A 20,917-nucleotide genomic window follows, 5' to 3' on the forward strand; every position below is an offset into this window, starting at 1 on the left:
ACCCGTGCTCCCCTCAGGCACACCGGCCGGGCGCCCCGAAACTCCGATTGATCACCGCCCGCACCGCTCCGCGCCTATGCTCGCCGGATGGAGCAGAGCGAAGTGGTGAAGCGCGTGGTGGGCATCCTCACGGAGGCGGGCGAGATCCGTCGGCTGCTCGAAGAGAATGTCGACCGTGAGGACCTGGAGACCGATCCCAGTGTGGTGACCGTTCTCCTCAACGAGACGATGCCCCGGATCTCCGTCCCCGAGGACGCCTCGATCGAGGAGGTCGCGACGCTCGTCGGCCGGGAGGTCGGCGCCGCGGTGGAGCAGCTCGTCGGTGCGTTCACCCTGGCCTTCGCGATGCTGGCCCAGGTGCACGACTCCGGGCAGACCGACGTGACCTCCGCCGACGTGCTCCAGGACCTGGCGCTGCGGGCCGAACAGATCGGCTCCGACGGGCCGGACGACGCGGGCGCGTAGCCCGTACGTACCACGGGTCCGAACCCCTTGGAATTCGGACGGCGCGTCGCACCTGGTCCCCCGGGGCCGCCTCTGTTCGCCACGCTGGGCGCTGTCGTCGTCAATTCCGCCACCGGAGTCCTGTTCTGGCGGCGGTTCCGTCGGCCGGGCCGGTCCTGCCGACGGTGAAGGGCGTAGTCCCCCACGACTTCCCTGTACGGCTTGAGGAGCGGCTGCAGCTCGCGCCTGACGAGCGCCGCGTCGGCCTCGGGCAGCCTCGGGCAGGCCCTGCGCATCAGGACGCTCCAGGTGCGGGCCTCGGGCGATGAAGTCGTCGGCGCGCCCATCATGTTCATCCGCGATCCCGACCGGATGGTCCCTGAGTGCGGGCGCCTCCAGCATCACGCCGATGAGCTGCGCGAGTGGCTGCCGATCCCTTTGGAGGAGCGGAAGCTCCCACACTTCGCGGTCGATCCTCGCCTCGCTCAGCCGGCCGAGCGAGGCCGCGACGCTCTCCCAGGAGAAGCCCGCGCTGTCGACAAGCCCCAGGGCCTTCCCGGACAGCCGCTCCGCGTAGGCCCGCACGCCGCGTGCCAGCTCCGCCGCCCGGCCGCGGTTCTTGCGCCGCAGATCCTGTAAGCCATCAACCACTTGCGATCCCAGCCGCGCTCAGTCACGTGCGAAGCAACTCCGGGATCCAGGACCGGCTTCGTGGCGGTCGAGGTGATGCAGCGTCTTCGCTTTGCGCAGAGGCAGTACCGGTGGCTGTCCCGCGTGCGCTTCGGCATGCACGACTAAGGCCCTGACCGGCATTTCTGCTGGTCAGGGCCTTAGTGTCAAGGTGCCCTCGGCAGGATTCGAACCTGCGCACACGGCTCCGGAGGCCGATGCTCTATCCCCTGAGCTACGAGGGCGTATCGCTGTGTTGCTCGGCGACGGGTGAAACACTACCAGCTTCCGCGGGGTGTCCGTGAACAGGTATTTCCGGGTCGGCCGGGGAGGCTGCGAGGGTCGGGTGGAGGGGGGCGTGCGGTGCGTTTCGGATGCATCCGGCCACCCCTCGCGCCACCCGTCCGGGGGCGGAAGTGGGTAAAACCCGGACGCAGCCGCGGAGTCGCCCCTACTCTCGAAGTGTGTCAGGGGCGTGTGGCCGCGTGCTTGTTGTCGACGACAACAAGGTCATCCGGCATTTGATCAGGGTCAACCTGGAGCTTGAGGGCTTCGAGGTCGTGACCGCGGCCGATGGTGTCGAGTGTCTGGATCTGGTGCATCGGGTCCGTCCCGATGTGATCACGCTCGATGTCGTCATGCCCAGGCTGGACGGTCTGCAGACCGCAGCCAGACTGCGCTCCGATCCGCGGACCAGACATCTGCCCGTGGCGATCATCAGCGCCTGCACGGCGTACGAGATGGACAGCGGGGTCGCCGCAGGGGTCGACGCCTTCCTCGCGAAGCCCTTCGAGCCGACCGAGCTGGTGCGGCTCGTACAGCAGTTGATGGAGCGCGACGACCCGCCGACGCTCGACGGCCGGCAGGGTGCCGGAGCCGCGGAGCGTGCCGCGGGGTGACCGCATGGCGAAACCGGGTCGCGGGGTGCCCCCCTTCCTCCCATACGCTTGTCCTGTGACCCCCGCCGATCTCTCCAGGACCGTGCTGCACGCCGTGCGCCGCGCGGTCGACGAGGACGCCCTGCGCGCGCCCGTGCCCGCGCGCGTGCGGGTGGAGCGGACGCGCCCCGGCGGGCGCGGGGAGTACGCCTGCGCCGTCGCCCTCCAGCTGGCCCGGCCCGCCGCGCTGCCGGCCAGGGACGTGGCGGAGATCCTCCGGGCACGGATGCTGGACGCGCCGGGCATCGGGGACGTCGAGGTCACCGGGCCGGGATTCCTGAACTTCACGCTGCGGGACGGGGCACGCGGCCTCGACCGGCTGGTGCGGACCGTCGCCGCGCGGGGCACGGCGTACGGACACGGCGACGCCCTCGCCGGAGCGGCGGTCTCGTTCGCGCCCGTCGAGGAGCTCCGCGCCCGCGTCGTCACCGGGACCGTCGAGCGGCTGCTCCGGGCCCAGGGTGCCGAGGTCGGGGAGCGGACGGCGGGCGGGGAGGCGCTGCACGTGACGCCGGTGCCGGCCGCCGACCGTGACCTCTTCGAGCGGCTCGGGAGCGACGCCGCCCGCTGGGCCCTGCTGCGGTCCGCCCCGCACGACCGGCCCCGCGGCACGGGGAGCGGCGAGCTCCTCGTGCAGCAGGAGAGCAACCCGCTGTTCCGGGTGCGGTACGCACACGCCCGGATCCGCGCGCTGGGGCGCAACGCCCGGCAGCTCGGGTTCGGTGCGGCGTACGAGGAGAGCGTGGACGCGCCCGCGCTCGGCGCGCTGCTCGCCGATCACCCCGGAGTGCTCGCCGCCGCCGCCCGGCACCGCGAGCCGGACCGGGTCGCCCGGCAGCTGGAAGCCCTCGCGCTGGCCTTCTTCGACCTCCACGACAGCGCTTCGCCGCTGCCCGTCGGTGACGAGAAACCCTCGGCCGCCCACCGCTCCCGGCTGGCTCTTGCCGAAGCCGCCGGGACGGTGCTGGCGGGCGGCCTGTCCCTGCTCGGCATCAGCGCACCCGAAGTCCTCTGAGAGATCCGAGAGAGCAAGACCATGAGTCGATCCGCACACCCCGCCGGGCCCCGTCACGCCGATGTCATGACGGAGGGGCACTACACCGCCCCGCCCACCGACCTCAACGCCCTGGACGAGAAGGTCTGGGCCCGTACCGTCACCCGCGACGAGGACGGCGCGATCACCGTCGGCGGGATCGGAGTGACGCGGCTGGCCGAGGAGTTCGGCACCCCCGCCTACTTCCTCGACGAGAGCGACTTCCGGGCCCGCTGCCGCGCCTGGGCCGACGCCTTCGGACCGGGCGCCGACGTGTTCTACGCCGGGAAGGCCTTCCTGTCGCGCGCCGTCGTGCGCTGGCTCCAGGAGGAGGGGCTCAACCTCGACGTCTGCTCCGGCGGTGAGCTGACCACCGCGCTGGACGCCGGGATGCCCGCCGAGCGCATCGCCTTCCACGGCAACAACAAGACCGTCGCCGAGATCGAGCGGGCGGTCACCGCCGGTGTCGGCCGCATCGTGCTCGACTCCTTCCAGGAGATCGCCCGTGTCGCGCACATCGCGCAGCGGCTCGGCAAGCGGCAGCGCGTACAGATCCGGGTGACCGTCGGCGTCGAGGCGCACACCCACGAGTTCATCGCCACCGCGCACGAGGACCAGAAGTTCGGGATCGCGCTGGCCGGGGGACAGGCCGCCGAGGCGGTGCGCCGGGCGCTCACCCTCGACGGCCTGGAGCTCATCGGCATCCACTCGCACATCGGCTCGCAGATCTTCGACATGGCCGGCTTCGAGGTCTCCGCCCGGCGCGTGGTGCAGCTGCTCGCCGAGGTGCGCGACGAGCACGGGGTGGAGCTGCCCGAGATCGACCTCGGCGGCGGGCTCGGCATCGCGTACACCTCCGAGGACGACCCGCGCGAGCCGCACGAGATCGCCAAGGCGCTCGGCGACATCGTGACCCGCGAGTGCGAGGCGGCCGGGCTCGCCACCCCGCGGATCTCCGTCGAGCCGGGACGCGCCATCGTCGGCCCGACCGCCTTCACGCTGTACGAGGTCGGCACCATCAAGCCCCTGGAGGGGCTGCGCACGTACGTCAGCGTCGACGGCGGCATGTCGGACAACATCCGCACCGCGCTGTACGACGCCGAGTACACCGTCGCGCTCGCCTCGCGCACCTCCGACGCCGAGCCGATGCTCGCCAGGGTCGTCGGCAAGCACTGCGAGAGCGGCGACATCGTGGTCAAGGACGCGTTCCTGCCGTCCGACCTCGCCCCCGGCGATCTGATCGCCGTGCCCGCCACCGGCGCGTACTGCCGTTCCATGGCGAGCAACTACAACCACGCCCTGCGTCCGCCGGTCGTCGCCGTGCGCGACGGGCAGGCGCGTGTCATCGTCAGGCGCGAGACGGAGGAAGATCTCCTGCGTCTCGATGTCGGCTGATGAAATAGATGTCTCAGGATCCGGACGAGTGGCAGAAACTCCCGTCCGGTGAGTGAGACTGGTCCACACATCGGATGTAAAGGAAACGAGGTCGGATGATGCGTACGCGTCCGCTGAAGGTGGCGCTGCTGGGCTGTGGAGTGGTCGGCTCAGAGGTGGCGCGCATCATGACGACGCACGCCGACGACCTCGCCGCGCGCATCGGTGCGCCGGTCGAGCTCGCCGGTGTCGCCGTGCGCCGGCCCTCCAAGGTGCGCGAGGGCATCGACCCCGCGCTGATCACCACCGATGCGACGGCCCTGGTCAAACGGGGCGACATCGACGTCGTCATCGAGGTCATCGGGGGCATCGAGCCCGCCCGCACGCTCATCACCACCGCCTTCGAGCACGGTGCGAGCGTCGTCTCCGCCAACAAGGCGCTGCTGGCCGAGGACGGCGCCGCGCTGCACGCCGCCGCCGAGCAGCACGGCCGGGACCTCTACTACGAGGCCGCGGTGGCCGGCGCCATTCCGCTCGTACGGCCGCTGCGCGAGTCGCTCGCCGGTGACAAGGTCAACCGGGTCCTCGGCATCGTGAACGGCACGACCAACTTCATCCTCGACAAGATGGACACCAGTGGAGCCGGGTACTCCGAGGCGCTCGACGAGGCCACCGCGCTCGGATACGCCGAGGCCGACCCGACCGCCGACGTCGAGGGCTTCGACGCCGCCGCCAAGGCCGCGATCCTCGCCGGCATCGCCTTCCACACCCGGGTGAGGATCGGCGATGTGCACCGCGAGGGCATCACCGAGGTCACCGCCGCCGACATCGCCTCCGCCCGCCGCATGGGCTGCACCGTCAAGCTCCTCGCCATCTGCGAGCGCGCCGCCGACGGGCAGTCGGTCACCGCCCGCGTCCACCCCGCGATGATCCCGCTGAGCCACCCGCTGGCCTCCGTCCGCGAGGCGTACAACGCGGTCTTCGTCGAGGCGGAGGCGGCCGGTCAGCTCATGTTCTACGGCCCCGGCGCCGGTGGCTCGCCGACCGCGTCCGCGGTCCTCGGCGACCTGGTCGCGGTCTGCCGCAACAAGCTCAACGAGGCCACCGGCCCCGGTGAGTCCGCGTACACGCGTCTGCCGGTCAGCCCCATGGGCGACGTGGTCACGCGGTACCACATCAGTCTCGACGTGGCCGACAAGCCTGGCGTGCTCGCCCAGGTCGCGACGGTCTTCGCCGAAAAGGGCGTATCGATCGATACGGTACGCCAGCAAGGCCGACCGGACGGAGGCGGCGAGGCGTCCCTCGTCGTCGTCACCCACCGCGCGTCCGACGCCGCCCTCTCGGCGACCGTCGAGGCGCTGCGCAAGCTCGACACCGTGCGCGGTGTCGCCAGCATCATGCGTGTTGAAGGGGAGTAAGGACCCATGACCAGCAAGGGCACCCACCAGTGGCGCGGCATCATCGAGGAGTACCGGGACCGCCTTCCGGTCACGAGCACGACGCCGGTCGTCACGCTTCGTGAGGGCGGTACGCCGCTCGTCCCCGCTCAGGTCCTCTCCGAGCGCACGGGCTGCGAGGTGCACCTCAAGGTCGAGGGCGCCAACCCCACCGGTTCCTTCAAGGACCGCGGCATGACGATGGCCATCACCCGGGCCAAGGAGGAGGGTGCGAAGGCCGTCATCTGCGCCTCCACCGGCAACACCTCCGCCTCCGCCGCCGCGTACGCGGTGCGGGCCGGCATGGTCTGTGCCGTCCTCGTGCCGCAGGGCAAGATCGCGCTCGGCAAGATGGGCCAGGCGCTGGTGCACGGCGCCAGGATCCTCCAGGTCGACGGCAACTTCGACGACTGCCTGACGCTGGCCCGCTCGCTCTCGGACAACTACCCGGTGGCACTGGTCAATTCGGTCAACCCGGTCCGTATCGAAGGCCAGAAGACCGCCGCGTTCGAGATCGTCGACGCGCTCGGCGACGCCCCGGACATCCACGTCCTCCCGGTCGGCAACGCGGGCAACATCACCGCGTACTGGAAGGGTTACAAGGAGTACGCGGCGGACGCGGTCTCCACGCGCACCCCGCGCATGTGGGGCTTCCAGGCCTCCGGCTCCGCGCCCATCGTGCGCGGCGAGATCGTCAAGGACCCGTCGACCATCGCCACCGCGATCCGGATCGGCAACCCGGCCTCCTGGCAGTACGCGCTGGACGCCCGGGACGAATCGGGCGGATTCATCGATGAGGTGACGGACCGCCAGATCCTGGCCGCCTACCGGCTGTTGGCCTCCCAGGAGGGCGTCTTCGTCGAGCCCGCCTCGGCCGCCTCGGTGGCCGGTCTGCTGAAGGCCGCCGAAGAGGGCAAGGTCGACCCCGGCCAGAAGATCGTCTGCACGGTCACCGGAAACGGCCTCAAGGACCCCGACTGGGCCGTCGCGGGCGCCCCGCAGCCGGTCACGGTCCCGGTCGACGCGGCCACCGCCGCAGAGAAGCTGGGCCTGGTCTAGAGCCTGCCCCGGCCCGTCGGTCATGCCCGACGGGCCGGGGAAGAACCCAGCTCAACCGCCTCTTTTCGGGGCGGAGAGCGCAGGGGAGGAGTGCGACACGCATCGTGCGCCTCCTGTGCGCCCTATGTCGCCACAGAACCTTCCTTCGATAAGCTGTACTCAACTCGCCCGCCGCATCTGCCGCGGTGCCTGGGCCGTTGTGGCCGTCGGTTCCCCGGAATTCCACTCCCCGTCACCACGACCTCCCGCCACCACGGAGAAAACGCTTCACCACCCCCCCGCTGTCACACAAGGAGAGTCGTCCAACCGATGGCCGGTCCCGCCTTCCGAGCCGCCGCCGTCCGGGTGCGCGTCCCCGCGACCAGCGCCAACCTGGGCCCGGGTTTCGACGCCTTCGGCCTTTCGCTGGGGCTGTACGACGACGTCGTCGTCCGCGTCGCCGACTCCGGACTGCACATCGACATCGCGGGTGAGGGCGCCGACACGCTGCCCCGCGACGAGAGCCACCTCCTCGTACGCTCCCTGCGCACGGCCTTCGACCTGCTCGGCGGGCAGCCCCGGGGCCTGGAGATCGTCTGCGCCAACCGCATCCCGCACGGGCGCGGTCTCGGTTCCTCCTCCGCCGCCATCTGCGCCGGCATCGTCGCCGCCCGCGCCGTGACGACCGGCGGGGACGTACGGCTCGACGACGCGGCCCTGCTGGAGCTCGCCACCGAGATCGAGGGCCACCCCGACAACGTCGCGGCCTGTCTGCTCGGCGGCTTCACGCTGGCGTGGATGGACGGCGGATCGGCGCGCGCGATCAGGATGGATCCCGCAGAATCCATCGTTCCGGTGGTTTTCGTCCCCGGCAAGCCGGTGCTCACCGAAACCGCCCGCGGGCTGCTCCCGCGCTCGGTCCCGCATGTCGACGCCGCCTTCAACGCCGGCCGTGCCGCACTGCTCGTCGAGGCGCTGACCAGGCACCCCGAGCTGCTGCTCACCGCCACCGAGGACCGTCTCCACCAGGAGTACCGCGCCCCGGCGATGCCCGAGAGCGTGGAACTCGTCAACCGACTGCGCGCGGACGGCGTCCCCGCGGTCATCTCCGGTGCCGGGCCGACCGTGCTCGCACTGGCCGAGGACGGTGCGGCCGACAAGGTCGCACAGCTGGCGGGCGAGGGGTGGGCGGCCAATCGCCTCGCTCTCGACGCCCCGGGCGCGAGTGTGCTGCCGCTCGTCCCGTAGGCGAGAAGTGATTGCCGGTGAGTGAGAGGGGGAATGTTTGTTGGAGCCGGTAGTGTTAACCTCAAGTCTGCAACCGACGTCTATGTGGCGCGTTGCTTCGTGTCCCTTTCCGGGACCACCAATTCTTCCGGGAGCCTCCCCAACTGCCTGAGCAGCCTGCCTGAGCAGTTTCGTGCACGCTCCGGAACCGGCACGACACCCCTCGCTTGTCCAGGAGTGGGCCGAGCAGGGGGATGCTCGCGCCGGGCCCTTGCACACCTTCATCTCTCCGCCGTACCCGGCGGACCACCGCCCCGGCACGGTCCGCAAGAAACAGACCGCAGTCGGACAGCACAACCGGTCGCCGAGCCAGAAGGCCGACGTCCGCTCCAGGGAAGGACCCTTCGTGAGCGACACCACCGATCTGATGGGCGTGACTGCCGACAAGAGCGTCGACAGCGCCGCGCCCGCCGAAGGTGCTGCCACTGGCACCACCGCACGGCGCCGCCGCTCCGGCACCGGCCTTGACGGCATGGTCCTGGCCGAGCTGCAGCAGGTCGCGTCCGGCCTCGGCATCAAGGGCACTGCGCGGATGCGCAAGGGCCAGCTGATCGAGGTCATCAAGGAGGCGCAGGCCGGTAGCTCCGCTGCGCCCAAGGCCGCCGCGCCCGCCGCGGCGTCCGAGACCAAGCCGAAGCGCCGCGCCACCTCCAAGACGCGCACCGGGGACGAGCCGGCAGCCGCCGCGCCCGCCGAGAAGGCCGCGGCCCAGCAGCAGATCGACATCCCCGGCCAGCCGGCCAGCGACGACCAGCCCGCGGGCGAGCGCCGTCGGCGCCGTGCGACCGCGCAGGCGGGCAGCCCGGAGAGCAAGGCGGAGGGCAAGTCCGCCGAGGCCAAGGCGGAGACGCAGGCCGAGCCCAAGGGCGACGACCGCGCCGAGGCCAAGGCCGAAGCCGCCGCCGACACGGCCGAGGGCCGTCGCGGCGACCGCCAGGACCGCGGTCAGCGCGGCGACCGGGGCGACCGCCAGGAGCGCGGCGAGCGCGGGGAGCGCCGCGACCGTCAGCGCGACCGCAGGGGCAAGGGCGACGAGCAGGGCGGTGGCCAGGGCCAGCAGGGCGGCCAGCGTCAGCAGCGCCAGGGCCAGGGCCAGCAGGGCGGCGGCCCGCAGGACGACGGGTACGACGACGAGGGCGGCCGTCGCGGCCGTCGTGGCCGTTACCGCGACCGTCGTGGCCGTCGTGGCCGCGAGGACTTCGCCAACGAGGTCCCGGTCTCCGACGACGACGTCCTGATCCCCGTCGCGGGCATCCTGGACATCCTCGACAACTACGCGTTCATCCGGACCTCCGGCTACCTGCCGGGCCCGAACGACGTGTACGTCTCGCTCGCCCAGGTCCGCAAGAACGGCCTGCGCAAGGGTGACCACGTCACCGGTGCGGTGCGCCAGCCCAAGGACGGCGAGCGCCGGGAGAAGTTCAACGCCCTGGTCCGCCTCGACTCGGTGAACGGCATGGCGCCCGAAACCGGCCGCGGCCGCCCGGAGTTCCAGAAGCTGACCCCGCTCTACCCGCAGGACCGGCTCCGTCTGGAGACCGACTCCAACGTCCTGACGACGCGGATCATCGACCTGGTCGCCCCCATCGGCAAGGGCCAGCGAGGGCTGATCGTGGCCCCGCCGAAGACCGGCAAGACCATGATCCTGCAGGCGATCGCCAACGCGATCACCGTCAACAGCCCCGAGTGCCACCTGATGGTCGTCCTGGTCGACGAGCGTCCGGAAGAGGTCACCGACATGCAGCGGTCGGTGAAGGGCGAGGTCATCTCCTCGACCTTCGACCGTCCCGCCGAGGACCACACCACCGTCGCCGAGCTGGCCATCGAGCGCGCCAAGCGTCTCGTCGAGCTGGGTCACGACGTGGTCGTCCTGCTGGACTCCATCACCCGCCTCGGCCGTGCGTACAACCTCGCGGCCCCCGCCTCCGGCCGCATCCTGTCCGGTGGTGTCGACTCGACCGCGCTGTACCCGCCGAAGCGCTTCTTCGGTGCCGCGCGCAACATCGAGGACGGCGGTTCGCTGACCATCCTGGCCACCGCGCTCGTCGAGACCGGCTCGCGCATGGACGAGGTGATCTTCGAGGAGTTCAAGGGCACCGGCAACATGGAGCTCAAGCTCGACCGGAAGCTCTCGGACAAGCGCATCTTCCCGGCGGTGGACGTCGACGCGTCCAGCACCCGCAAGGAGGAAATCCTCCTGGGCAGCGAGGAGTTGGCGATCGTCTGGAAGCTGCGCCGGGTGCTGCACGCGCTCGACCAGCAGCAGGCGATCGAGCTCCTCCTGGACCGGATGAAGAAGACCCAGTCCAACGCGGAGTTCCTGCTCCAGATCCAGAAGACGACGCCGGCCCCGGGCAACGGCAACGACTGACGTCGTACCGGACCGGCTGAATCACAGGGCCGCCCCCCGTCACTTCGGTGCCGGGGGCGGCCCTGTGCCGTGGGTCGGGCGAATGTGACGCAGCCGACCCCGGCACCCGTGGCCGAATCGAGACCTTTGCCACATGCGGGACGTGCCGCCGGGCCCGCCGTGATGCCTGTATCGGACAAGAAACCGCAGGTGAGCGCCGGATCACCGGCTGTTGAACCGTATCGAGTGTCCGTTTCGTCCTCACATGGAAACAACAGGTGGCTGTGCAACCCTTCTTCGTGCCACGGCGTCGTACGCGATACCGACATGTCGATGTTTCAGTACCCGAACCCCGCTGCTGGGGGCAGGGCCTGCTCGGCGCATCGGGGCCGGACGGACCCGAGCCGGGAAAGCCGACGACCGAAGGAGACCCATGACCGAGCAGAACGGGAGCGGCGGCCGAATACGCCCCACCGGCAAGCGCCGGAAGAAGCCCTCCCGTCGCCGCAGGGCGACCGTGATCGCCGCCTGGACCCTGGCCGGCGCGGTCGTCGTCGGCGGAGCCGGACTGGGATTCGCCTACTTCAAGCTCAACGGCAACCTCAAGGCCGTCGACATCAACGCCGCACTGGGCAAGGACCGCCCCGACAACATCGACAACGGCTCCCAGGACATCCTCGTGCTCGGCTCGGACTCCCGGTCGGGCGCGAACTCCGAGTACGGCGCCGACGAGGGAACGGCCCGCTCCGACACCGCGATGGTCCTGCACGTCAACAAGGGCCACAAAACCGCCTCCGTGGTCTCCATCCCGCGCGACACCCTCGTCACCCGCCCCGACTGCACCAGCGACACCACCGGGCAGAACGTCGCGGGCCAGCAGCGCGCGATGTTCAACACGGCCTACGAGGTCGGCGGACCGGCCTGCGCGGTCAAGACCGTCGAGGCGATGTCCGGCATACGCATGGACCACTACCTCGAAGTCGACTTCACCGGCTTCAAGAAGCTCATCGACGAGCTGGGCGGCGTGAAGATCACCACCACCGAGGCGATCGACGACCCCAAGAGCCATCTGGAACTCGAACCCGGCACCCACACCCTCGACGGGGAGCAGTCGCTGGGACTGGTCCGTACCCGCAAGAGCGTCGGCGACGGCAGCGACCTCGGCCGCATCCAGCTCCAGCAGGCGTTCATCAAGGCGCTGATGGAGCAGGTCAAGACCGTCGGGGTGTTCTCGAACCCGAAGACCCTGTACGACCTCGCGGACACGGCCACCAAGACCGTCACCACCGACTCCGACCTAGGCTCGGTCACGGAACTCACGTCCTTCGCCAACGGCCTCAAGGGGCTCGGCTCGAAGAACGTCCACATGGTCACGCTGCCCGTGCAGTACGACCCGGTCGACCCGAACCGCGTCGTGCCGCTGGACACCGCCGCCCGGCAGGTGTGGACCGCGCTCGCGCAGGACAAGCCGATCCCCGCCTCCGCCACCGAGAAGTCGGCGGGCGACAAGGGTGCCGCGGGCGACGTCGTACGGTGACCGGGCGGGCCGGGAATAGGTGCGGCCCGCCCCCGGTTTTGGGAGATACGGCCGGTCCTGGCAGACTGGTACGTCGGCCCCGGTTCACGGACGCGCAATCCGTGCGTGCGACCCGGAGCCCTCCCGAACCTAGGAGAAACCCTTGAAGCGCGACATCCACCCCGAGTACGTCGAGACGCAGGTCAGCTGCACCTGTGGCGCGTCGTTCACCACCCGGAGCACCATCGACGGCGGCACCATCCGCGCCGACGTCTGCTCCGAGTGCCACCCGTTCTACACGGGCAAGCAGAAGATCCTCGACACCGGTGGCCGCGTGGCCCGCTTCGAGGCCCGCTTCGGCAAGGCTGCCGGCTCCGCCAGCAAGTAGCGAGCCACTGCGCCGGTTCTCGGCGCCCTCTTGCGGGGGCGTCGGGACCGGCGTTTTTTCCGGCCGGGGTACGCGGCCCCGTCACGTATCCCCGTCCGGCCGGCATCACGCCGTCCAGCAGGCACGCCCGAGTGAAGAAATCAGGAGCCCGAAGATGTTCGAGGCGGTCGAGGAACTGATCGGCGAACAGACCGATCTGGAGAAGAAGCTCGCGGACCCCGCGGTCCACGCCGACCAGGCCAACGCGCGCAAGCTCAACAAGCGCTACGCCGAGCTGACCCCGATCGTCGCCACGTACCGCTCCTGGAAGCAGGCCGGGGACGACATCGAGACGGCCCGTGAGTTCGCCGCCGACGACCCCGACTTCGCCGCCGAGGTCAAGGAGCTGGAGAAGCAGCGCGAGGAGCTCACCGAGAAGCTCCGCCTGCTCCTGGTCCCGCGCGACCCCAGCGACGACAAGGACGTGCTCCTGGAGATCAAGGCGGGCGCGGGCGGCGACGAGTCCGCCCTGTTCGCCGGCGATCTGCTGCGGATGTACCTGCGCTACGCCGAGCGCGTCGGCTGGAAGACCGAGATCATCGACTCCACCGAGTCCGAGCTCGGCGGCTACAAGGACGTCCAGGTCGCCGTGAAGACCAAGGGCGGCAACGGCGCCACCGAGCCCGGCCAGGGCGTGTGGGCCCGGCTGAAGTACGAGGGCGGGGTGCACCGCGTGCAGCGGGTGCCGTCCACCGAGTCGCAGGGCCGCATCCACACCTCCGCCGCCGGCGTGCTCGTCACGCCCGAGGCCGAGGAGGTCGACGTCGAGATCCACGCCAACGATCTCCGTATCGACGTCTACCGCTCCTCGGGCCCCGGCGGCCAGTCCGTCAACACCACGGACTCGGCGGTCCGCATCACCCACCTGCCGACCGGCGTCGTCGCCTCCTGCCAGAACGAGAAGAGCCAGCTCCAGAACAAGGAGCAGGCCATGCGCATCCTGCGCTCGCGGCTGCTCGCCGCCGCCCAGGAGGCCGCCGAGCAGGAGGCTTCGGACGTACGGCGCAGCCAGGTGCGTACGGTCGACCGTTCCGAGAAGATCCGCACATACAACTTCCCGGAAAACCGGATCTCGGACCACCGCGTCGGATTCAAGGCGTACAACTTGGACCAGGTGCTCGACGGCGACCTGGATTCCGTGATCCAGGCGTGTGTCGACGCCGACTCCGCCGCCAAGCTCGCCGCTGCGTGAGCCAAGCCCGCCCGACCCGTAAACCGTACGGAGAACCGCGATGAACCTGCTGCTCGCCGAGGTGGCCCAGGCCACCCAGCGGCTGGCCGACGCCGGTGTGCCCTCGCCGCGATTCGACGCGGAGGAACTCGCCGCGTTCGTGCACGGCGTCAAGCGGGGCGAGCTGCACCGGGTGCCGGACGCGGACTTCGACGCCCGCTACTGGGAGGCCATCGCCCGCCGCGAGGCCCGCGAACCGCTCCAGCACATCACCGGACGCGCCTTCTTCCGCTACCTGGAGCTCCAGGTCGGCCCCGGTGTCTTCGTCCCCCGCCCGGAGACCGAATCGGTCGTCGGCTGGGCGATAGACGCGGTGCGCGCGATGGACGTCGTCGAGCCGGTCGTCGTCGACCTGTGCAGCGGTTCGGGCGCCATCGCCCTGGCCATGGCCCAGGAGGTGCCGCGCTCGCGCGTGCACGCGGTCGAGCTCTCCGACGACGCCATCGAGTGGACCCGGAAGAACGCCGCCGGATCCAGGGTCACCGTCCACCAGGGAGACGCGCTGAGCGCCCTCCCCGAGCTGAACGGCCAGGTCGACCTGGTCATCTCCAACCCCCCGTACATCCCGCTCACCGAGTGGGAGTACGTCGCACCCGAGGCCCGCGACCACGACCCGGAGATGGCCCTCTTCTCCGGCGAGGACGGCCTCGACACCATCCGCGGCATCGAACGCACCGCACACCGCCTGCTGCGCCCCGGCGGCCTCGTCGTCATCGAGCACGCCGACACCCAGGGCGGCCAGGTGCCGTGGATCTTCACCGAGGAGCGCGGCTGGGCGGACGCGGCCGATCACCCCGATCTGAACAACCGGCCGCGGTTCGCCACGGCCCGCAAGGCCACGCCGTGACCGGCGACCACCACCCGCACGACCCGTACCCGCGACACCCGTACACGCTTGAGGAGGCCGGCTGATGGCACGGCGATACGACTGCAACGACGCGACCGACCGTACGACGGGTCTGCGTGAGGCCGCGTCGGCCGTCCGCCGCGGCGAACTGGTCGTGCTGCCCACCGACACCGTGTACGGCATCGGTGCGGACGCCTTCAGTGCCGAGGGCGTCGCCGATCTGCTGGACGCCAAGGGCCGCGGCCGCAACATGCCGACCCCCGTCCTGATCGGCTCCCCGAACACCCTGCACGGCCTGGTCACCGACTTCTCCGAGCAGGCCTGGGAGCTCGTCGACGCCTTCTGGCCCGGCGCCCTCACGCTCGTCGCCAAGCACCAGCCCTCGCTCCAGTGGGACCTCGGGGACACCCGCGGCACCGTCGCCATCCGGATGCCGCTGCACCCGGTCGCCATCGAGCTGCTCACGGAGGTCGGCCCGATGGCCGTCTCCAGCGCCAACCTCACCGGCCACCCGGCCCCCGAGGACTGCGACGCGGCCCAGGAGATGCTCGGCGACTCCGTCTCCGTCTACCTGGACGGCGGCCCGACGCCCGGCATCGTCCCCTCGTCGATCGTCGACGTGACCGGCAAGGTCCCCGTGCTGCTGCGTGCCGGAGCGCTCTCCGTGGAGGAGCTCCGCAAGGTGGTACCCGACCTCGAGGTGGCCAATTGACCGCCCCTGAGGGGCGTGGCATAGCGGGGCGGGCCGACTCCTTCCGCATCCTCCACGTCAGCACCGGCAACGTCTGCCGCTCACCGATCACCGAGCGGCTGACCCGCCATGCCCTGGTGGACCGCCTCGGCGATCCGCTCGGCGGCGGACTGATCGTGGAGAGCGCGGGCACCTGGGGCCACGAGGGCGCCCCCATGGAGGCCAACGCGGAGACCGTCCTCGCCGACTTCGGCGCCGACACCACCGGCTTCGTCGGCCGGGAACTGCTCGACGAGCACGTGATCCGCGCCGACCTGGTGCTCACCGCCACCCGCGACCACCGCGCGCAGGTGATCTCGATGGGTCACTCGGCCGGCCTGCGGACCTTCACCCTCAAGGAATTCACCCGGCTGGTCCGGGCGATAGACCCCGCCACGCTGCCCGACCCGCGGGACGAGGGCGTCGTCGAGCGCGCCCGCGCGCTGGTCCGGGCCGCGGCCGCGCTGCGCGGCTGGCTGCTGGCCCCCACCGCCGAGGCGGACGAGGTGTACGACCCCTACGGCGCCCCGATCACGTTCTTCCGCTCCATCGGCGACGAGATCAACCAGGCCCTCGACCCGGTCGTCACGGCGCTGACGGGCGTGCCCACGCCGCACTGACGGGCGTACGCGCCTGCCGGGCACCCCTGGTCCCAACGGGTGTGCCGCGGCGCTGCACAGCGGGCAGGAGGGCCTTCGCGGGCCTACATTTGGAGCTGACGCCAGCACTCCTCCCCAGGCCCGGAGCCCATCGATGCCGGTCACCACTCCAGCCGCACCGTCCTCCGCCCCCGGGGCCGCCCTGCCGCAGGACTTCGACGCCCTGCTCCGGGAGGACCCGGAGATCGCAGCCGTGCTGCTGGAGGAACTGCACCGTCAGTCCAGCACCCTGCAGCTGACCGCCGCCGAGAACTTCACCTCGCCCGCGGTCCTCGCCGCCCTCGGCTCACCCCTCGCGAACAAGTACGCCGAGGGCTATCCCGGCGCCCGCCACCACGGCGGCTGCGAGCAGGCCGACGCCGCGGAACGCATCGCCTGCCTCCGCGCCACCTCGCTCTTCGGCGCCGAGCACGCCAACGTCCAGGCGCACTCCGGCTCCTCCGCGGTCCTCGCGGCGTACGCCGCCCTGCTCCGCCCCGGCGACACGGTGCTCGCGATGGGACTCTCGTACGGCGGTCACCTCACCCATGGTTCGCCCGCCAACTTCTCCGGCCGCTGGTTCGAGTTCGTCGGCTACGGGGTGGACTCCGAGAGCGGCCTGATCGACTACGAGCAGGTCCGCGCCCTGGCCCGGGCCCACCGCCCCAAGGCGATCGTGAGCGGCTCCATCTCGTACCCCCGCCATCCCGATTACGAGCTGTTCCGGGAGATCGCCGACGAGGTGGGCGCGTATCTGATCGCCGACTCCGCGCACCCGATGGGGCTGATCGCCGGGGGAGCGGCGCCGAACCCGGTGCCGTACGCCGATGTGGTCTGCGCGACCACGCACAAGGTGCTGCGCGGGCCGCGCGGCGGGATGATCCTGTGCGGCGAGGAGCTCGCCGAGCGGATCGACCGGGCGGTCTTCCCGTTCACCCAGGGCGGCGCGCAGATGCACACGGTCGCCGCGAAGGCCGTCGCGTTCGGGGAGGCGGCCACCCCGGCGTTCACGATGTACGCGCACCGGGTCGTGGCCCATGCCCGGGTGCTGGCCGCCGGCCTGGAGGCGGAGGGCTTCGAGGTCACCACGGGCGGCACGGACACCCACCTGATCGTCGCGGACCCGGCCCCGCTGGGCGTCGACGGACCGACCGCCCGCGCCCGGCTGGCGGCGGCGGGCCTGGTGCTGGACACCTGCGCGCTGCCGTACGGGGACGCCCGGGGCATCAGGCTCGGCACCGCGGCGGTCACCACGCAGGGCATGGACGACGCCGACATGGCCAGGCTGGCGGTGCTCTTCGGGACGGCGGTGCGTGAGGAGAGCGACATCCGCGCGGAGGTGCGGGAGCTGGCGGAGGGACATCCGCCGTACCCGGCGTAGGCGTCCGGTGCGGAACCGATCGGTCCGACGGCTGTGTCCTCGGTCATGAGGCCCGTGCGACGCGGCCGTCCGTGATGGCCGGACGGTTTAGGGTGTGGGCTGAGATGGCCGGCGAAATCTATGGGGCAGCCCGTGCGTGATTACCTGCTGACGCTCTGTGTCACGGCCGCGGTGACCTATCTGCTGACCGGTCCGGTGCGTAAGTTCGCCATCGCGATCGGGGCGATGCCCGCGATCCGTGCGCGTGACGTCCACCGAGAACCGACACCGAGGCTCGGTGGCATCGCCATGTTCGGCGGACTGTGCGCCGGACTGATCGTCGCGGCCCATCTCCACAACCTCGACTGGGTCTTCCAGCTCTCCACGGAACCGCGGGCACTGCTCTCCGGGGCCGCGCTGATCTGGCTGATCGGTGTCCTGGACGACAAGTTCGAGATCGACGCCCTGATCAAGCTCGGCGGGCAGATGATCGCCGCCGCGGTCATGGTCATCCAGGGTCTGACGATCCTGTGGCTGCCGATCCCCGGCGTCGGTACCGTGGCGCTCACCCAGTGGCAGGGCACGCTGCTCACGGTCGCCCTGGTCGTCATCACCATCAACGCGGTCAACTTCGTCGACGGTCTGGACGGCCTCGCGGCGGGCATGGTGTGCATCGCCTCCGCCGCGTTCTTCCTGTACACGTACCGGCTCTGGTACGGGCACATGATCGAGGCCGCGGCCCCGGCGACGCTCTTCATGGCGATCCTGATGGGCATGTGCCTGGGCTTCCTGCCGCACAACATGCATCCCGCGCGGATCTTCATGGGCGACTCGGGTTCGATGCTGATCGGCCTGGTGCTCGCGGCCGGGGCGATCTCGGTGACGGGCCGGGTCGACCCGGACACGATGCGGCTCTTCGCCGGCAGCGAGCGCGAGGCCACCCACGCGATGCTGCCGGTCTTCATCCCGCTGCTGCTGCCGCTGACGATCATCGCGGTCCCGGCCGCCGACCTGGTGCTGGCGATCGTGCGGCGGACGTGGAACGGGCAGTCGCCGTTCGCGGCGGACCGCGGTCATCTGCACCACCGGCTGCTGGAGATCGGCCACTCGCACAGCAGGTCCGTGCTGATCATGTACTTCTGGTCGGCCCTGATCGCCTTCGGGGCGGTCGGCTACTCCGTGCACTCGACGTCCCTGTGGATCGTGCTGGTGATCATGGGGTTGAGCACGCTGGGTCTCGTACTGCTGCTGATGCCCCGCTTCACCCCGCGGGCGCCGTACTGGGCGGAACGCTTCGTACCGCCTCGCTATCGCCGCAGGCGGGGCAAGGGTGAGGAGCCCGGAGAGGCGGCCGCGTCTGCGCCCGGGGCCCAACAGGAGCCGCTGGAAGGTGCGATGGGGCCCACGGAGCCGGAGTCGCAGGAGCGCACTCCGGTCGTCGTGGGAGTCTCCGGCGTCAACGGGGCGACTGCCATCGGCCCTCGTTCGCGTTTTTCGGACAGAGACAGGGCTGAATCCGCACGCTGAGAATCGGGCACCAAGGGGCAATACCAGACAACTAATTGAGTTGTCTTGCTCACATGCGCGAATTCACCCTCACGTGTGACAGTAAGCACACTTTCTTGGTAAAGACCTCATCAAATAGTTTGTGATACCGTTCACGAAGCCCGGTGACGGAGCCGAAGGACCTGAGTAGCACGGTCCCTTGGCCCGAGGCATCGACTCGGACCGGGCCCTTACGCTCGTCCATGACGACACACTGCCCACCCCCTGCAAGCGGAGCTGCCGCCATGCCGTCCAACGACGTCCGGACTCTCCTTCAAGCCGCCGTACCCACCGCTGCCGCCGGCGCCGTCGCCGTCGCTGTCAGCGCTGGTGTCGCGGGCGGCAAGGGAGCCCTGGGTGCGGGTGTTGCGACGATCGTGGTGATCCTCTTCATGGGGATCGGGCTGCTGGTCCTGCAGCGGACTGCACGGTCCCTGCCTCACCTGTTCCAGGCGATGGGGCTGATGCTGTATACGGCTCAGCTTCTCCTTCTGTTCATCTTTGTCGCCGCATTCAAGAACACGACGATGTTCAACCCGAAGGCCTTCGCGATCACGCTGGTCGCGATGACCCTCGTGTGGATCGGCGCACAGACGCGTGCGCACATGAAGGCCAAGATCCTTTACGTCGAACCCGAGTCCGACAAGGCGGAAAAGCCCAAGAACACGGGCTCGAAGTCGTGAAGGGTAGGGGCGGGATAAGTGCAGGTTCAAGACCCTGCTATCGTCCGGTTCCAACTGCGGCACTGCGGGCGCGGGCATGTGAGCTGACGCCTGCTCGATCGCGAGGCTCAATGCCTGACTGCCGCTCACACATCCGTAACACCAGTCCAGTGCCGAACCGCGGCTGCGCGCCGCGCCGACACAACGAGGTTGCCGTACCTATGCGCCACGCTGAAGGAGCCCGCGGTGAGTGCTGACCCGACACAGGTGCTCGCCTTCGAGACCGATTGCCACATCTTCTCCGGTTGTGGTTTCCCGGGTCCTGGCTTGCACTCTTTCCTGTTCGAGCCGATCTTCGGTGACGCGGACAGCAACATCTACTTCAACAAGACGATGCTGCTGGCGCTCCTCGGTACGGTCATCATCGTCGGCTTCTTCTGGGCCGCCTTCCGCAAGCCGAAGGTCGTTCCGGGCAAGCTGCAGATGGTCGCCGAGGCCGGCTACGACTTCGTACGCCGCGGCATCGTCTACGAGACGCTCGGCAAGCGCGAGGGCGAGAAGTACGTCCCGCTGATGGTGTCGATCTTCTTCTTCGTGTGGATGATGAACCTCTGGTCGATCATCCCGCTCGCCCAGTTCCCGGTGACGTCGGTCATCGCGTACCCGGCCGGACTGGCCCTGATCGTCTACGTCCTCTGGATGAGCATCACCTTCAAGCGCCACGGCTTCGTCGGCGGCTTCAAGAACCTGACGGGCTACGACAAGTCGCTCGGCCCGGTGCTCCCGATGGTCATGGTCATCGAGTTCTTCTCGAACGTCGTGGTCCGGCCCTTCACGCACGCGGTCCGACTCTTCGCGAACATGTTCGCCGGTCACACGCTGCTGCTGCTCTTCACCATCGCCAGCTGGTACCTGCTCAACGGCATCGGCATCGCCTACGCGGGCGTCTCGTTCGTGATGGTCATCGTGATGACGGCCTTCGAGCTCTTCATCCAGGCTGTTCAGGCGTACGTCTTCGTGCTCCTGGCGTGCAGCTTCATCCAGGGCGCTGTCGCCGAGCACCACTGATCGCGCCTCCCATACCCCCAGTCGTCCGGTGGCCAACCCCCGCCGGTCCGTGAAAGAGAAGGAAGAACTGGCATGTCCCAGACCCTTGCCGCCGTCACCGGTTCCCTCAGCTCCGTCGGTTACGGCCTGGCCGCCATCGGCCCCGGCGTCGGCGTCGGCATCATCTTCGGTAACGGCACCCAGGCTCTCGCCCGCCAGCCCGAGGCTGCCGGCCTGATCCGCGCCAACCAGATCCTCGGCTTCGCCTTCTGTGAGGCGCTCGCCCTCATCGGTCTGGTCATGCCGTTCGTCTACAGCTGACGAACCGCGACTAGTCCGTTCCGA

The 20,917-nt window shown here is 70.0% G+C and carries 19 protein-coding genes and 1 tRNA gene; 19 read left to right on the forward strand and 1 reads right to left on the reverse strand.

From position 1 onward, the window contains the following. Nucleotides 1-87 precede the first annotated feature (87 nt). Nucleotides 88-465, forward strand: coding sequence for a hypothetical protein (locus ACWCPY_RS15730; RefSeq protein WP_451265185.1), 378 nt, complete (start codon nt 88-90; stop codon nt 463-465). Nucleotides 466-1,286: 821 nt separating this feature from the next. Here the strand turns inward: ACWCPY_RS15730 and ACWCPY_RS15735 are convergent. Further along, nucleotides 1,287-1,358: transfer RNA gene (locus ACWCPY_RS15735), tRNA-Arg, on the reverse strand. Nucleotides 1,359-1,598: 240 nt separating this feature from the next. Here ACWCPY_RS15735 and ACWCPY_RS15740 point away from each other — a divergent pair. From ACWCPY_RS15740 to atpE, 18 genes are all read left to right on the forward strand, one after another. Beyond that, nucleotides 1,599-2,012: a response regulator gene (locus tag ACWCPY_RS15740; RefSeq protein ID WP_451265187.1), complete on the forward strand. Its 414-nt coding sequence runs from the start codon at nt 1,599-1,601 to the stop codon at nt 2,010-2,012. A gap of 55 nt (nt 2,013-2,067) precedes the next feature. Continuing rightward, the gene (gene nrtL, locus ACWCPY_RS15745) at nt 2,068-3,066 is read left to right on the forward strand and encodes an ArgS-related anticodon-binding protein NrtL (RefSeq protein ID WP_451265189.1); all 999 of its coding nucleotides are present in this window, start codon (nt 2,068-2,070) and stop codon (nt 3,064-3,066) included. A gap of 21 nt (nt 3,067-3,087) precedes the next feature. After that, on the forward strand, nt 3,088-4,479 hold the full coding sequence (gene lysA / locus ACWCPY_RS15750; RefSeq protein ID WP_451265191.1) for a diaminopimelate decarboxylase: 1,392 nt from the start codon (nt 3,088-3,090) through the stop codon (nt 4,477-4,479). Between the two features lie 95 nt (nt 4,480-4,574). Continuing rightward, a complete protein-coding gene (locus ACWCPY_RS15755; protein ID WP_384751820.1) occupies nt 4,575-5,876 on the forward strand; it encodes a homoserine dehydrogenase in 1,302 nt (433 codons plus the stop codon). A 6-nt stretch (nt 5,877-5,882) separates the two neighbouring features. Continuing rightward, a complete protein-coding gene (thrC, locus tag ACWCPY_RS15760) occupies nt 5,883-6,953 on the forward strand; it encodes a threonine synthase (protein WP_451265193.1) in 1,071 nt (356 codons plus the stop codon). Nucleotides 6,954-7,262: 309 nt separating this feature from the next. Continuing rightward, the gene (gene thrB, locus ACWCPY_RS15765) at nt 7,263-8,180 is read left to right on the forward strand and encodes a homoserine kinase (protein WP_451265195.1); all 918 of its coding nucleotides are present in this window, start codon (nt 7,263-7,265) and stop codon (nt 8,178-8,180) included. 385 nt (nt 8,181-8,565) lie between these two features. After that, on the forward strand, nt 8,566-10,590 hold the full coding sequence (rho, locus tag ACWCPY_RS15770) for a transcription termination factor Rho (RefSeq protein WP_451265197.1): 2,025 nt from the start codon (nt 8,566-8,568) through the stop codon (nt 10,588-10,590). A gap of 412 nt (nt 10,591-11,002) precedes the next feature. Further along, complete coding sequence (locus tag ACWCPY_RS15775; protein ID WP_451265199.1) at nt 11,003-12,106, forward strand: LCP family protein; 1,104 nt, start codon at nt 11,003-11,005, stop codon at nt 12,104-12,106. 142 nt (nt 12,107-12,248) lie between these two features. Continuing rightward, complete coding sequence (gene rpmE, locus ACWCPY_RS15780; protein WP_019764351.1) at nt 12,249-12,473, forward strand: 50S ribosomal protein L31; 225 nt, start codon at nt 12,249-12,251, stop codon at nt 12,471-12,473. Between the two features lie 154 nt (nt 12,474-12,627). After that, nucleotides 12,628-13,704, forward strand: coding sequence for a peptide chain release factor 1 (gene prfA, locus ACWCPY_RS15785; RefSeq protein ID WP_451265202.1), 1,077 nt, complete (start codon nt 12,628-12,630; stop codon nt 13,702-13,704). 40 nt (nt 13,705-13,744) lie between these two features. Then, nucleotides 13,745-14,590, forward strand: coding sequence for a peptide chain release factor N(5)-glutamine methyltransferase (gene prmC, locus ACWCPY_RS15790; protein ID WP_451265204.1), 846 nt, complete (start codon nt 13,745-13,747; stop codon nt 14,588-14,590). A gap of 64 nt (nt 14,591-14,654) precedes the next feature. Then, nucleotides 14,655-15,302, forward strand: coding sequence for an L-threonylcarbamoyladenylate synthase (locus tag ACWCPY_RS15795; protein WP_327244332.1), 648 nt, complete (start codon nt 14,655-14,657; stop codon nt 15,300-15,302). Further along, on the forward strand, nt 15,299-15,940 hold the full coding sequence (locus tag ACWCPY_RS15800) for an arsenate reductase/protein-tyrosine-phosphatase family protein (RefSeq protein WP_329814011.1): 642 nt from the start codon (nt 15,299-15,301) through the stop codon (nt 15,938-15,940). The genes ACWCPY_RS15795 and ACWCPY_RS15800 overlap by 4 nt, the downstream gene beginning before the upstream one ends. A gap of 133 nt (nt 15,941-16,073) precedes the next feature. Beyond that, the gene (locus ACWCPY_RS15805; RefSeq protein WP_451265207.1) at nt 16,074-17,339 is read left to right on the forward strand and encodes a serine hydroxymethyltransferase; all 1,266 of its coding nucleotides are present in this window, start codon (nt 16,074-16,076) and stop codon (nt 17,337-17,339) included. Between the two features lie 120 nt (nt 17,340-17,459). Then, nucleotides 17,460-18,845, forward strand: coding sequence for an MraY family glycosyltransferase (locus ACWCPY_RS15810; protein ID WP_451265209.1), 1,386 nt, complete (start codon nt 17,460-17,462; stop codon nt 18,843-18,845). Between the two features lie 263 nt (nt 18,846-19,108). Further along, nucleotides 19,109-19,546 (forward strand): hypothetical protein, encoded by a 438-nt coding sequence (locus ACWCPY_RS15815; RefSeq protein ID WP_360550598.1) that lies wholly within the window; start codon nt 19,109-19,111, stop codon nt 19,544-19,546. A gap of 210 nt (nt 19,547-19,756) precedes the next feature. Then, nucleotides 19,757-20,593: a F0F1 ATP synthase subunit A gene (gene atpB / locus ACWCPY_RS15820; RefSeq protein WP_259931969.1), complete on the forward strand. Its 837-nt coding sequence runs from the start codon at nt 19,757-19,759 to the stop codon at nt 20,591-20,593. Nucleotides 20,594-20,665: 72 nt separating this feature from the next. Beyond that, nucleotides 20,666-20,893 (forward strand): ATP synthase F0 subunit C, encoded by a 228-nt coding sequence (atpE, locus tag ACWCPY_RS15825; protein WP_030386954.1) that lies wholly within the window; start codon nt 20,666-20,668, stop codon nt 20,891-20,893. Nucleotides 20,894-20,917 lie beyond the last annotated feature (24 nt).

Source organism: Streptomyces sp. NPDC002403 (assembly GCF_053593015.1).